The following is a 12,412-nucleotide window of genomic DNA, read 5'->3' as shown; positions in this document are numbered from 1 at the left end:
GATGGCGCCGAAACTATCGGATGCGACGCGGGCAAAGCTGATGCAGGTCAGCGTCGCCACCTTGTGCACGGCGTTGTTCAAGCGGGGCTTGCGCAACCAGTTCATCCAGGACGTGCGGCCCTTGAACGGGAACCTGCCGAACATGGTCGGCGAGGCCTATACGCTGCGCTACATCCCGGCGCGCGAAGATCTAAACCCGATCACGGTGTTTCTCGACCGCAAGCATCCGCAGCGCGTTGCGATCGAAGAATGCCCGAAGGGGGCCGTGTTGGTGATGGACAGCCGCAAGGATGCGCGCGCTGCGTCCGCCGGCGGCATCCTCGTCACGCGCCTTATGGTGCGCGGCGTAGCGGGCATCGTGACCGACGGCGGCTTTCGCGATTCGCCCGAGATTGCGGCTCTGCCGTTTCCGGCCTACCACCATCGCCCGTCGGCACCCGCCAATCTCACGCTCCACCAGGCGGTCGAAAGCAACGTTCCGATCGGCTGCGGCGACGTGCCGGTTTGGCCCGGTGACGTCCTGGTCGGCGACCGCGAGGGCGTGGTTGTGATCCCGGCGGAGATTGCCGATGAAGTCGCGACCGAAGCCGTCGAGATGACGGCGTTCGAGGACTTCGTCGTCGAGAAAGTGCAGGAGGGTCGCTCGATCGCGGGCCTCTATCCGCCGACCGACGAAAAATCGAAAATCGATTTCGAGGCATGGCGCAAAGCCAAGGGCCGCTAGCCTATACGTAGCCGCTGCTGCCGTCGGGCTTGGTCGGGACTTTGCGCTGCCAGTGTATGTAGCCGTCGCGCTTCAGCACCTCTTCGTCGATCTCGACACCCCAGCCCGGCCGGTCGGGCCGCAATTCGAGATGCCCGTCCTTGGGCAAATACGGATCGCGCACGTAGGGTGCGCCGAGCTGGTCGGGGTTTTTGTCGTCGTAATTGGCACCGTGCGGCAGGCGATATTCGAGGATCTTGAAGTTGGGCTGGGCAGCGCTGAAATGCACGTTCACGGCCGTGGCAAGTGGACCCATCGGGTTGTGCGGCGCCACGGTCACGTAGTGCGCTTCGGCGATTGCGGCGATCTTGCGCATTTCGAGCAGGCCGCCAACCACGCAAATGTCGGGCTGGATGATGTCTGCACCGCGCACCTGCAGCAAGCGCAGGAATTCGAAGCGGCTATAGAGGCATTCGCCGGTCGCAAGCGGGCAGTCGAGCCGCGCTTTGAGCGCTCCCCAGGCTTCGAAGTTTTCGGGCCGGATCGGCTCTTCGAAGAACAGCGGATCGTAAGGGGCAAGCGCGTTGCCGAGCTGCATGGCCTGCACGGGCTCGAAGAGTTTGGCGTGCGCGTCGAACGCGATTTCGTAGTCGGCGCGCACGGTTTCGCGCAGGGCCGCGAAATAGGCGGCGCTCTCGCGGACCACGTCACCCCAGCGCCGGCGATGGAGGTCGCCGCGATAGGGGCTGAGTTTGAAAGCCGTGATGCCCCACTCGCCCGAAAGCGCGTCGAACGTATCGCGCGCGATCAGCGGATCGGGGGCGGTGTAGACGCCGGCATAAACCTGGACGCGGTTGCGTACCTCGCCGCCGAGCAGCCGATAGACAGGCACGCCGAGCGCTTTTGCCGAAATGTCCCACAGGCAATGGTCGATCGCCGAGATCGCGGCGAGGCCCAAAGCGCCGGGCGGGAAGCGGCTCTGCTGCAGCAGATAAAGGATCAGATATTCGATGCGGCGCGGATCCTGGCCCGCCAGAAAGATCGCCAGATAGTCGAGCAGCGGGATCAGGGCGCGGTCGGGCCCGTGATTGTAGCACTCGCCCCAGCCCGTAATTCCCTCGTCGGTGTCGATGGCGACGAGCACGCGCGGACGGTCTTTGTCGCGCGTCATGAATGCCCGCAGCTGGCGAATTCGCATGCGTGTTCCCCCTCTTTTGTCGTTGGAAACGAGCATCGCACGCCGATGCTTTGCGGGCAACGATTGCGCGGCGCCCAGAACCGGTTAGAATCGAAAATACGATGAGTTTTTCGCCTCTCGATTCCGAAATCTTTGGCCCTTTGTTCGCCCCTCCCGGCTTGGCGGCGGTGTTCGCCGACGAGGCGTTGATCGCCGCAATGCTGCGCAGCGAGGCAGCACTCGCACGCGTTCAGGCGCGCGCGGGCCTCGCACCTGCAGGCCTTGCCGACTCGATCGAGGCCGTCTCGCCCGCTTCGTTCGACAAGCAGGCGCTGGCGGCCGGAACGGTGCTTGCCGGCGTGCCGACGATCGCGTTCGTGAAGGCGCTGCAGAAGCTGCTGCCGGCCGAATTCGGCGCCGATCTGCACAAAGGGGCGACGTCGCAGGACATTCTCGACACCGCACTGGCGCTGCAGATGGCCGTCGCGTTCGATCTCTTGGCGGCCGACCTTGCCGACATGCTGCGCGCCCTTGCAAGCCTCGCGCGGCGCCACGCGCACACGCCGTGTATTGCGCGCAGCTACGGCCAACACGCCGCACCCGTTTCGTTCGGCTTCAAGGCGGCCGTGTGGCTTGCCGGCATCGCCGATGCGGCAAGCGCGCTCGCGGCAAGGCGCGACGCTGCGTGCCTGGCGCAACTGGGCGGACCGGTCGGCACGCTCGCCTCGCTTGGCGTGAAAGGCCCCGCCGTGCTGGCCGACTATGCGCGCGAGCTCGGTCTTGGTGCGCCGCCCATCGCTTGGCACACGCGCCGTGCGGGCATCGTCGCGGCCGGGCAATGGCTTGCGACACTTGCCGGCACGCTTGCCAAGATGGCGGGCGATATCGTGGCGCTGTCTTCGACCGAAATCGGCGAGGTGAGCGAGCCGCATGTCGAAGGGCGCGGCGGTTCCACCGCCATGCCGCACAAGCGCAATCCGATCGCGGCTACGGCGATCCTCGCCAACGCGCAAGCGGCAGGCGGGCTTGCGGCAGGTTTGAGCGGCAGTCTCGTTGCGGCCCACGAGCGCCCGGCTGGGGCGTGGCACGCCGAATGGCATGCAGTCGCGTCGCTGTTCGGCTGTGCGGGTGGTGCGGTCGCACATGCACGTTTTCTGGCCGAAGGGCTGCATGTCGATGCAGCGGCGATGCTGCGCAATCTCGGCGCCACGCGCGGCCTTGTGTTTGCGGATGCTGCGGCTTCGCTGCTCGCCCCCAAGCTCGGCCGCGCTGCGGCGCATGCGCTGGTCGAACGTGCCGCCGATACGGTGCGCGACAGCGGGCGCGATCTGCATTCGGTGCTTGCCGGGGCCGACACGGGCCTCGACGCGAAAGCGCTTGGCGTTGCGTTCGACCCTGCTGCGGCTGTGACGGCCGCCGCCGCTTGGGTCGAGCCGGTGGCGGCACGTGCGGATGCGCTTGCAGCGCGCCTCGTCGCCCGCGCATAGTGGCAAACATGCCGATTGCGGAACTGAACGGTCAGAAGATCTTCTACGATATCACGGGCCCGCACACGGCCCCGGTCGTCGCGTTTTCGAACTCGCTTGGAGCGACCGTCGAGATGTGGGACGGCGTGGTGCGCGCCCTCGCCCCCCATTATCGCTGCCTGCGCTACGATGCGCGCGGCCACGGGCGCTCGGCGCACCAAGCGGGCCCTGCCGCTTTGCGCGACTATACCGACGATCTTGTTCAGCTTCTGGACCGGCTCGATATCGGACAGGCGCATATCGTCGGTCTGTCGATGGGCGGCATCGTCGCGCAGGATTTTGCGAGCCGCTTTCCCGCGCGCACCGGCCATCTTGCACTCCTTGCCACCGCCTCGGCGTTGCCGCCAGCCGACGCGTGGCTTGCGCGCGCCAAGATCGTGCGCGAGAAAGGGCTCGGCGCCATCGTCGATGCCGTGCTTCAGCGCTGGTTCAGCCCTGCCGCCGACCCGGCGATGGTCGTCCTCAACCGCAATCGTATCCTTGCCATCGACGCGCACGGCTATGCGGCCGCGTGCGAGGCGATCGCACACGCCGATCTCGGCGCGCAATTGGCCCGCATCAAAGCACCGACCTTGGTAGTGGCGGCAACGCTCGATCCCGTCACCACCGTCGAGATGGGCCAGACCCTTGCCGGTGGGATTGCGGGTGCCAATTTTGCGGCCGTCGCTGATGCCGCCCATCTGTTTGCGATCGAACGTGCCGACGCGACCGCCGCCTTGCTGCTCGATTTTCTGCCGCCGTCGCAGGTGCACGCCGATGCGGCCTTCGCCGCCGGCCTTGCCAACCGCAAAGCCGTGCTCGGCGTCGACCACGTGCAGCGCTCGCTCGACAAGGCTGGATCCTTCGGTCAGCCGTGGCAGGATTTCATCACGCGTATCGCGTGGGGCGAGATGTGGGGCGATGCGACGCTGCCGTTGAAAACGCGCTCGCTCGTCACGCTTGCGATGATGATCGCACTCGGCCGCGAGGCCGAATTCAAGCTTCATCTGCGCCCGGCCCTCAAGAACGGCGTCACACCCGCCGAGTTGCGCGCACTCTTGATGCATGCTTCTGTCTATGCGGGCGTGCCGGCGGTCAACGGCGCATTCGCGGCCGTGCGCGAAGAATTAGGCGATCTCGAATGACCGCGACGTTGCGCACGCAGGTCGGCATCGTGGGGGCGGGGCCCTCGGGGCTTCTGCTGTCGCATCTGCTGCATCTTTCAGGGATCGAGTCGGTCGTGCTCGAAGACCGCACGCGCAGCTATGTCGAAGAGCGCATCCGTGCGGGCGTCATCGAACACGGGGCTGCCGCCTTGCTCGAAGATGCGGGTGTGGGCGCGCGCCTGCGCCGCGAGGGTCTGCGCCATACGGGCGTCAATCTGCATTTCCACGGGGTGAACCATCGCATCGATTTGGCCGATCTTACCGACGGCAAGGCCGTCACTGTCTACGGCCAGCATGAGGTTGTGAAGGATCTGATTGCGGCGCGCCTTGCGGCGGGCGGCGATGTGCGCTTCGACGTCAAGGATGTCGCCATCCACGATTTCAAGGCTACTGCACCCGAACTGCATTTCGTCGAGCAGGGGCAGAGCAAAAAACTCGTGTGCGATTTTGTTGCTGGCTGCGACGGGTTCCACGGCATTGCGCGCCCGACGGTGCCTGCAGGCGAGTTGCGTTTTTTTGACCGTCAATATCCGTTCGGCTGGCTCGGCATTCTCGCCAAGGCGCCACCGGCGTGCGAAGAGCTCGTCTATGCCCGCCATGCCGACGGGTTTGCGCTGCTCTCGATGCGCTCGCCCGAAATCAGCCGCCTCTATCTTCAGTGCGAGCCGGACGACGCCATCGCCAACTGGCCCGACGCGCGCATCTGGGCCGAGCTCAAGCGCCGCCTGGGCGGGCTTGCGACCGAGGGACCGATGCTGCAGAAGGGCATCACGGCGATGCGCAGCTTCGTGACCGAGCCGATGCAGAGCGGGCGGCTGTTTCTGGCGGGCGATGCCGCGCACATCGTGCCGCCGACGGGTGCCAAGGGCATGAACCTCGCGATCGGCGACGTGCGGCTGCTCGCCCGCGCCCTCGAAGCCCAGATCAAACGCGGCGACGGCACGAAGCTCGACGCCTATTCGACCACGGCGCTGCGCCGCATTTGGAAGGCGCAGCGTTTTTCGTGGTGGATGACGTCGCTCCTGCACAAATTCGGCGACGAAACGCCGTTCGACGAGCGTCGGCAGTTTGCGGATCTCGAATATCTGGTATCTTCGCGTGCCGCACTGGCGAGTTTGGCGGAGAACTATGTTGGCTTGCCGTTCGAAGATTAGCGCTTTTGCGCTGGCCGTTTTGTTTGCGTTTGCACACGCCGCGAGCGCAAGCGAGGTCGCGGTCGATCGGCACTACAACAGTGCGGCGCTCGGGCGGCAGGCGAACTATTCGATCGTGCGGCCCGACAAGGCCCAAGGAACGCTTCCGGTCGTCTATCTTTTGCACGGGCGCGACAGTTCGGCCGCCGAATGGCTGCGGCTGGGCCAAGTCGCCGAAACGCTCGACCGGCTCGTGGCCGAGCGGCGCATTCCGCCCCTGATGATCGTGCTGCCCGATACCGGCAATGGCTGGTACGTGGACGGACCCGCAATGGCGGCCGAAACGGCGATCGTGCGCGATCTTGCGGCCGACGTGGAACGGAATTTCGACGTGCGCCGCGATCGCGAGGGCCGTGCCATCGCCGGTAATTCGATGGGCGGTTTCGGCGCGGTGCGCATCGCCCTTGCCTATCCCGAGCGCTACATTGCCGCCGCCTCGATGAGCGGGGCGTTCTGGACCCGCATCAAGCCCGACACCACGATCGACGAAACGATGTCAGCGCGCCTCGCGCGCGTGTTCTCGGGTGCTTTCGGCGAACCCTTCGATCCCAAATTTTTCGTCGCGCGCGATCCCGAGCAGACTGCTCGCCGTCTTGCGGCCGATGCGCCGCGCCCGGCACTCTATCTGACCGCAAGCCGCGGCGACCGGTTTCGCCTTGCTGAAGAGCAGGACGTGATCGAATTGCGCCTCAAGGCCGCCGGACTTGCGGTGACGAGTGCCGTCACCGAAGGCGACCACGATTGGGGCACGTGGGCGGCCGCCTTTCCGGACGTGCTCGAATTTCTCGCCGCCAAGCTCAAGTCTCAATAGGTGCTGCGCCCGCCGGTGATGTCGAACACGCCGCCGGTGGTGAAGGAGCATTCGGGCGAGGCGAGCCAAGCCGCCATCGCCGCGATCTCGCCGATCTGAACGAAGCGCCCCATCGGGATTTTGCCGAGCATGTAGGCGACGTGCGCTTCGCTCATCTGCTTGAGGATGTCGGTGTCGGCCACGGCCGGCGTGATGCAGTTCACGAGCACGTTCGACTTCGCAAGCTCCTTGCCCATCGACTTCGTGAGCGCGATGAGGCCGGCCTTGGCGGCCGAATAGGCGGGCGCGTTCGGATTGCCCTCTTTGCCCGCGACCGAGGCGATGTTGACGATGCGCCCCCAGCCGCCTTCGAGCATGACGGGGATGGCCGCACGGCTGCACAAAAACGGTCCCGTGAGATCGACGTCGATCACGCGCTTCCAGTCCGCAACCGGATATTCCCAAGTCGGCGCGTTGGGGCCGGTGATGCCGGCATTGTTGACGAGGATGTCGATGCCGCCCAGTGCGCCCACCGTGGCGGCGATTGCGGCAGCGATGGTGGCTTCGTCGGCGACATCGACCGCCACCCCCGTCACGCGTTTGCCGGCGGCAAGGCGCTTGGCGGCCGCGTCGATGGCGGCCGGATCGCGGTCCCAGAGAGCGACGTCGGCACCCGAAGCCAGAAACCGCTCGGCGATGGCGAGTCCGATGCCGCGCGCACCGCCCGTGACGACGGCCCGCTTGCCGCCGAGATCGATCTTGTTCATGGCCGTTTCTCCCCGCCTGTTTGGACACCATCCAAGCAGGCGGGAAGGCTTGCGCCAAGTCCAAAGATGCTCGGCCTATGGCTGCATGCTTTTCGGGATCGGGGGCGCTGTCAGCTGCCCCAGGTTTCCTTCGTCGTCGAGGCGTACCAGCCTTCCGCATAGTGCGCTTCCTGAGCGCGGAAATTGGCTGCGTCTGCCGGCGTGCGCGGGCTCACGCCGCCCGCACCTTGGACGGCTACAATGCCTTGGGCGGTCGGGCGATACACGTCTGCGACCGAGATGCCATAATCGGGCGTGATCAGCGAGTAGCACGTATTCGCGAACACGGCCGTCGGCACCGGGCGGCCGTTCACCTGCGCGCCGATGGCTTGTGCGACGAACTTTGCCTGGCTCGAGGCTGCGAAACCCGATTTTGGCATAGCCCCCGCGATCGCCGCGTCGCCGATCACGTGGATGTCTTTGGCGCGCGTCGATTCGAACGTGAACGGATCGACCGGGCACCAGCCGGCAAGCGCACCCTCGGTCGCTGCAAGGCCGCTTGCGACCGCAATGCGGCCCGCCGATTGCGGCGGGATCACGTTGGCGACCGAGGCTTTGTGCACTTCGCCGAACTCGGACGTCAGCGTGAGCGCTGCCGGATCGACGCGCACGACTTTACCATCTTTGCCGAGCGGCACCCACTCGATCATAGCGCCGTATTGGCTCTGCCAGCCGTCCTGGAACAGCCCCTGCTTGGAGAACGCGTCCTTGGCGTCGAGGGCGAGAATCTTCGAGCGCGGTTTCGTCGTTTTGAGATAGTGCGCGATCATCGCGATGCGTTCGTACGGGCCCGGCGGGCAGCGGAACGGGTTGGCCGGGATCGACAGCACGACCGTCCCGCCATCCGGCATGGCTTCGAGTTGGCGGCGCAGCAGCACCGTCTGTGCCCCTGCGGCCCACGCGTGCGGCATGCGCTCGGCAGCGGCTGCATCGTAGCCCTCGAGGGCGCCGTAGCGGATCTCGATGCCGGGCGACAGCACGAGCTTGTCGTAGGCAAGCGTCTGGCCGCCGCTTGTGCGCACGGTTTTGGCAGCCGCATCGATCGCCACGGCCGTCTCGCGGATATGGCGCACGCCATGCGTACCTGTGAGGGCCGAATAATTGTGCGTGATATCGGCCATCGTCTTGAAGCCGGACAGCACGTAGTTCGAAAACGGGCAGGTCTGGAATTCGGATTTGGGTTCGACGAGTGTGACCGCAATGCCCGGATCCTCCAGGCGCAGGAACTTGGCGGCGGTTGCCCCGCCGAAGCCGCCGCCCACGACCACCACGCGGGCCTTGGGTGCAGGCTCGGTGCGGATGGCGCAGGCCGACAAGGCACTCGATGCGAGGAGCGAGGCGCCGAACGCGCGCCGCGAGAGTTTGAATTGAGCCATGTGTGCGATCTCCCTTAGCGCCAATTCGTCGCGATTTCGCGCGCGATGGCGCCGATCTCATCGTCGCTGAAGCCTTTGGCGTGGCGGTTCATCATCGTGCCCGCGCGGCGGTCGTTTTTGTAGTCGAGCATCGCCTGGCGGATCTGCGCTTCGCTCTGTCCGGCGAGGGTCGGAATTGCCCCCGCACTCTTGCCGTTCTGGCCGTGACAGCCGGTGCAGGTGGCGACGAGCACGCGGCCTGCAGCGGGGGCGGCAGCAGCGGGGGCGGGCGGCGTTTGGGCGGCAACCGCGGCGGGCAGGCTTGCCGCACCGAGAGCCAGACCGAACAGCGCGGAAAGAAGCGGTTTCATGCGGACGATTTCTCCAGCTTGGAAGTGTTCTTGCGAGGCAAACTAGGGCGCTCTTGCGCGAGGGGCAAGCTGCGGATTTTCTTGACGCAACCAGCCCGCCGCGCGCAACGCAAAGGAACTAAACACCGACATTAGCCGAGTTGCGCAAGCGCCGGCATCCACTCGATCAGCCAGAAGCCGAGCCCGGCATAGGCCCCCATCGCGATCAGCCCGCCCGCAGCCATAAGCGCCACGCCGCAGAATGCGGGCGAGGGGGCCCGGTGCAACAGCGGGCGCAACGCCGCCGCCACGGCTAAGGCGCCGACGCAAGCGCCGAGCGCATAGAAACCAAGTGCTTCCGTCGCCTGCAGGACCGGCCCGCGAAACGGCGTGGCACCGAAGGCCATGCACGCGCCAAGGAGGGCTGCCATCGCTGGTCCCGGCGGGTGCGGTTGTCCGAAGGCCCCGGTTGCGGCGAGGCCGAAGCCGGCAAGCCCGAGCCCTGCAGCCAGCACGATCCAGCCCCAGAAGCGGGCGGTTTCGATGCCGGCAAATTCGAGCCCGCCAAGGCTGGCGGCAAAGCCGATGCAAAAGGCGACGACCCACACAGAAGTTGCGCGCAGCGACAGGGGGCCAGCCAGCCGCAGCAGCGCCGCAAAGGGCAGCAGCAGCGGCAGTCGCGACGGGCCGCCGAGGCTTGCAAAACCACCCCAAAATGCTTCGACAAAACCCATGCGCGAATGGAGCTCCCCTAGCCCTGCACCGCAGATTGACCTTCCTGCAGGCGGCTGGCAGTGTCGCACAAGTGCCATCACGATCCGGGGGGATTTTCGATGCTGAAACGTACCGCTAAGCTTGCCGCCGCCTTCTGCGTCGCCGCCGCCGCAACGGCCGCCTCCGCGCAAGCGCAAACGCCCGTCAAATTCGCGCTCGATTGGGCGCTGCAGGGCAACCATGCCGTTTTCACGATGGCGCTCGACAAGGGCCATTACGCGCGCGAAGGCCTCGCCGTGTCGATGGATCGCGGCTTCGGCTCGGGCGATACGGTCACCAAGGTCGCGTCGGGGGCGTACGATATCGGCTATGCCGATCTCAACACGGTGATCCCGTTCAACGCCAACCCCGCCAACACGGACAAGATCACAGGCGTGCTGCTGGTCATGGACCAGTCGCTTGCCGCCGTGATCCTGCGCAAAGGCGCGGTCGCAAACCCCAAGGGGCTCGAAGGGCTGAAGCTCGCAGCGCCCGAGGCCGATGCGGGCCGCATGCTGTTCCCGGCTTTCGCGCGCGCCCAAGGCATCGATCTTGCGCGCATCAATTGGCAGACCGTGACGCCGCAGCTGCGCGAAACCTTGCTCGTCCAGCGCCAGGTCGACGGTGTCACCGGGTTCATCTCGACGAGCGTGTTCAACATCAAAATGGCGGGCGTGCAGCCTTCCGAATTGATGGTCTATCGCTACAACGACTACGGCGTGGATTTGCTGGGCTCGGCCTTGATCGTGAGCCAGTCGTTTGCCGCGCGCAATCCCGAGACGGTTCGCCGCTTCGTGCGCGCATCGATCGCGGGCGTGCGCGACGCGCTTGCCGATCCCAAGGGCGGCATGGCGCAGCTCAAGCAGCGCGATCCTTTGTTCAACGAAGCGATCGAACTCGAGCGTTTCGAGATGGTGCGCGACCTCACGATGCTGACCGACAACGTCAAGCGCAACGGCCTGTCGGCGGTTCCGGCCGCACGGTTGGCCGCATCGGTTGCGACCGTTGCCGAGGCCTACAACGTGGCCGGCCGCGTGAAGCCCGAAGAAGTCTATACCGAAGCTTTCCTGCCGCCCGCACCCGAACGCCGCATTTCGCCCTAACCGCGCGGCGGCGATTCGAGATAGCGCCGGATCGAGGCCTTGTAGCCTGCGGGCATGACAAGCGCGTCGATCTCGGCGGCGGCGAACAGACCGTATTCGACATGCTCGTCGCTGGTGCGTGGGCGCACGCCTGCGAGCGGACGGCAGGCATAGGTCACGATCAGCACGTTGCGGTCGGGCAGCACGCGATAGCGCCAGCTGTCGAGGATGTGCGAAATTTCGGCATCGAGGCCGAGCTCTTCGGCAATCTCGCGCACGCACGCGGCTTGCGGTTCTTCGTCCGGCTCCGGACGGCCGCCCGGCAATTCCCATTCGTTGCGCGCATTGCGCAGCAGGCAAAAGCGCCCGTCGATCGCGAGCACGCCCTTGATCGAGACGGCGAGGGAAGCCGTCACGCGCGCGCCGTCAGCGCTTTGAGGGCGGCCACGATGCCGCCATGCTCGAGATATTTGAGCCCGAGCACGGCACCGGCAACGAGGGCCGCGAACGCCAGAACCGAGCCCACGGCCAAGGTCGAAAGCCCCGTAATGCCTTGGCCGACCGTGCAGCCCAAGGCGAGCACGCCGCCCGTTCCCATCATTGCGGCTCCGGCGAGATGGCGCAGCAGATCGGCCGTACCGGCAAAAGCTTCGACCCGGAATTCGCCGCTCAACCGTGCGGCCACAAACGCCCCCGCGACAACGCCGAATACGCTGGCGACGCCGAAGCTGATCTTCGCACCCGTCCATGTCATCAGATAGACAAGCGCATCGCCGATGGGCGCCACGAAGGTGAAGGAGGCAAGCGGGACGGGCTCGAAATCGTCGTTGCCGACGATGCCGGTCGCAGTCCACCCGGCCACGACCAGCAGACCGATCAGCACGCCCGACACGAGATTGCGCGCATCGGTGCGGAAGCTGCGGTCTTTGAGGCAGAACCAAACAAGCGTCAGCACGACGGATGCCCCCAGCCCAAGCTGCACGCTGGCGGCATCAAGACCTGTCCATGCTGCGAGCAGACCGGGCAGCAATTGCGTCGAATGGCCCGCTGCGCGCAGATCGAGATTCGTGGGCTCGATCGCGGCCACGCGTGCCGCACCGAGGAGGCCGCGCAAGGTCATGTAGGCGAAGACGCCGAGCACGAGCACGACGATAAGGCTTTTGAGGTTGCCGGCCCCGAGCCTTGCGAGGCTGCGGCTGCCGCAGCCGCTCGCGAGCGTCATGCCGATGCCGAACAGCAGCCCGCCGACAATCGCGCCGAGCCAGCCGAGATTGGGAGTGGCGTAGATGGCCTTGCTGAGATCGACAAGGCCTGCGGCGTCGAGTGCTGTCGTTCCTGCGATCGCAACGGCGATCGCGAGCAGCCAGGCGCGAAAGCGGCCCCAATCCTCAAGATAAACGATGTCGGAAACCGAGCCCATCGCGCAGAAATTGGTGCGCTGCACGACGGCGCCGAAGGCCGCCCCAAGGCCAAAACCGAGAAGGGCAACTAGCTGATGGACAGGCAGGTCGGACATTGCGCGCTGGTCTTTC

General features: G+C 66.0%; 13 protein-coding genes. 6 read left to right on the top strand and 7 right to left on the bottom strand.

All coding sequences use genetic code 11. From position 1 onward, the window contains the following. Window position 1 precedes the first annotated feature (1 nt). Complete coding sequence (locus O9320_00850; GenBank protein MCZ8309369.1) at window positions 2–724, top strand: ribonuclease activity regulator RraA; 723 nt, start codon at window positions 2–4, stop codon at window positions 722–724. Between the two features lies 1 nt (window position 725). On the opposite strand, the gene O9320_00845 is transcribed toward O9320_00850, so the two are convergent. Next, a complete protein-coding gene (locus O9320_00845) occupies window positions 726–1,901 on the bottom strand; it encodes a mandelate racemase/muconate lactonizing enzyme family protein (protein ID MCZ8309368.1) in 1,176 nt (391 codons plus the stop codon). A gap of 101 nt (window positions 1,902–2,002) precedes the next feature. Here O9320_00845 and O9320_00840 point away from each other — a divergent pair, with 101 nt between their 5' ends. Genes O9320_00840 through O9320_00825 form a run of 4 tightly spaced genes read left to right on the top strand, consistent with a single transcriptional unit; the run spans window position 2,003 to window position 6,555 of the window. Next, the gene (locus tag O9320_00840) at window positions 2,003–3,367 is read left to right on the top strand and encodes an adenylosuccinate lyase family protein (GenBank protein ID MCZ8309367.1); all 1,365 of its coding nucleotides are present in this window, start codon (window positions 2,003–2,005) and stop codon (window positions 3,365–3,367) included. A gap of 8 nt (window positions 3,368–3,375) precedes the next feature. After that, complete coding sequence (locus O9320_00835) at window positions 3,376–4,530, top strand: alpha/beta fold hydrolase (GenBank protein MCZ8309366.1); 1,155 nt, start codon at window positions 3,376–3,378, stop codon at window positions 4,528–4,530. After that, complete coding sequence (locus tag O9320_00830; protein MCZ8309365.1) at window positions 4,527–5,705, top strand: 4-hydroxybenzoate 3-monooxygenase; 1,179 nt, start codon at window positions 4,527–4,529, stop codon at window positions 5,703–5,705. Before O9320_00835 ends, O9320_00830 begins: the two co-directional genes overlap by 4 nt. After that, window positions 5,683–6,555, top strand: a complete 873-nt coding sequence (locus O9320_00825) for an alpha/beta hydrolase-fold protein (GenBank protein MCZ8309364.1) — start codon at window positions 5,683–5,685, stop codon at window positions 6,553–6,555. Before O9320_00830 ends, O9320_00825 begins: the two co-directional genes overlap by 23 nt. On the opposite strand, the gene O9320_00820 is transcribed toward O9320_00825, so the two are convergent. The 4 genes from O9320_00820 to O9320_00805 all read right to left on the bottom strand — a co-directional run bounded on the left by O9320_00820 (window position 6,549) and on the right by O9320_00805 (window position 9,779). Beyond that, window positions 6,549–7,301 (bottom strand): SDR family NAD(P)-dependent oxidoreductase, encoded by a 753-nt coding sequence (locus O9320_00820; GenBank protein ID MCZ8309363.1) that lies wholly within the window; start codon window positions 7,299–7,301, stop codon window positions 6,549–6,551. The two genes, O9320_00825 and O9320_00820, sit on opposite strands and share 7 nt — an antisense overlap. A 110-nt stretch (window positions 7,302–7,411) precedes the next feature. Then, window positions 7,412–8,716, bottom strand: a complete 1,305-nt coding sequence (locus O9320_00815; GenBank protein ID MCZ8309362.1) for an FCSD flavin-binding domain-containing protein — start codon at window positions 8,714–8,716, stop codon at window positions 7,412–7,414. A 14-nt stretch (window positions 8,717–8,730) separates the two neighbouring features. Continuing rightward, on the bottom strand, window positions 8,731–9,066 hold the full coding sequence (locus tag O9320_00810) for a c-type cytochrome (GenBank protein ID MCZ8309361.1): 336 nt from the start codon (window positions 9,064–9,066) through the stop codon (window positions 8,731–8,733). A gap of 131 nt (window positions 9,067–9,197) precedes the next feature. Further along, window positions 9,198–9,779, bottom strand: a complete 582-nt coding sequence (locus tag O9320_00805; protein ID MCZ8309360.1) for a hypothetical protein — start codon at window positions 9,777–9,779, stop codon at window positions 9,198–9,200. Window positions 9,780–9,878: 99 nt separating this feature from the next. On the opposite strand from O9320_00805, the gene O9320_00800 reads away from it, so the two are divergent. Next, entirely contained in the window at window positions 9,879–10,901 is a 1,023-nt protein-coding gene (locus tag O9320_00800; GenBank protein MCZ8309359.1) for an ABC transporter substrate-binding protein, read from the top strand. Here O9320_00800 and O9320_00795 read toward each other — a convergent pair. Together O9320_00795 and O9320_00790 are read right to left on the bottom strand one after the other, a co-directional pair. Next, window positions 10,898–11,296, bottom strand: a complete 399-nt coding sequence (locus O9320_00795; protein MCZ8309358.1) for an NUDIX hydrolase — start codon at window positions 11,294–11,296, stop codon at window positions 10,898–10,900. The genes O9320_00800 and O9320_00795 overlap by 4 nt on opposite strands. Beyond that, complete coding sequence (locus O9320_00790) at window positions 11,293–12,396, bottom strand: YeeE/YedE family protein (GenBank protein ID MCZ8309357.1); 1,104 nt, start codon at window positions 12,394–12,396, stop codon at window positions 11,293–11,295. Before O9320_00790 ends, O9320_00795 begins: the two co-directional genes overlap by 4 nt. Window positions 12,397–12,412 lie beyond the last annotated feature (16 nt).

This window comes from Magnetospirillum sp., from assembly GCA_027532905.1.
In the GTDB taxonomy this organism is placed as follows: domain Bacteria; phylum Pseudomonadota; class Alphaproteobacteria; order CACIAM-22H2; family CACIAM-22H2; genus Tagaea.
Note: the sequence above shows the minus strand (reverse complement) of the source record. Positions and strands in the feature narration are given on the sequence as shown.

Bases quoted from the DNA above. Each gene is read 5' to 3' on its own strand.
- O9320_00850 (MCZ8309369.1), top strand. From the start codon at position 2: ATGGCGCCGAAACTATCGGATGCGACGCGGGCAAAGCTGATGCAGGTC.
- O9320_00845 (MCZ8309368.1), bottom strand. From the start codon at position 1,901: ATGCGAATTCGCCAGCTGCGGGCATTCATGACGCGCGACAAAGACCGT.
- O9320_00840 (MCZ8309367.1), top strand. From the start codon at position 2,003: ATGAGTTTTTCGCCTCTCGATTCCGAAATCTTTGGCCCTTTGTTCGCC.
- O9320_00835 (MCZ8309366.1), top strand. From the start codon at position 3,376: ATGCCGATTGCGGAACTGAACGGTCAGAAGATCTTCTACGATATCACG.
- O9320_00830 (MCZ8309365.1), top strand. From the start codon at position 4,527: ATGACCGCGACGTTGCGCACGCAGGTCGGCATCGTGGGGGCGGGGCCC.
- O9320_00820 (MCZ8309363.1), bottom strand. From the start codon at position 7,301: ATGAACAAGATCGATCTCGGCGGCAAGCGGGCCGTCGTCACGGGCGGT.
- O9320_00815 (MCZ8309362.1), bottom strand. From the start codon at position 8,716: ATGGCTCAATTCAAACTCTCGCGGCGCGCGTTCGGCGCCTCGCTCCTC.
- O9320_00810 (MCZ8309361.1), bottom strand. From the start codon at position 9,066: ATGAAACCGCTTCTTTCCGCGCTGTTCGGTCTGGCTCTCGGTGCGGCA.
- O9320_00805 (MCZ8309360.1), bottom strand. From the start codon at position 9,779: ATGGGTTTTGTCGAAGCATTTTGGGGTGGTTTTGCAAGCCTCGGCGGC.
- O9320_00800 (MCZ8309359.1), top strand. From the start codon at position 9,879: ATGCTGAAACGTACCGCTAAGCTTGCCGCCGCCTTCTGCGTCGCCGCC.
- O9320_00790 (MCZ8309357.1), bottom strand. From the start codon at position 12,396: ATGTCCGACCTGCCTGTCCATCAGCTAGTTGCCCTTCTCGGTTTTGGC.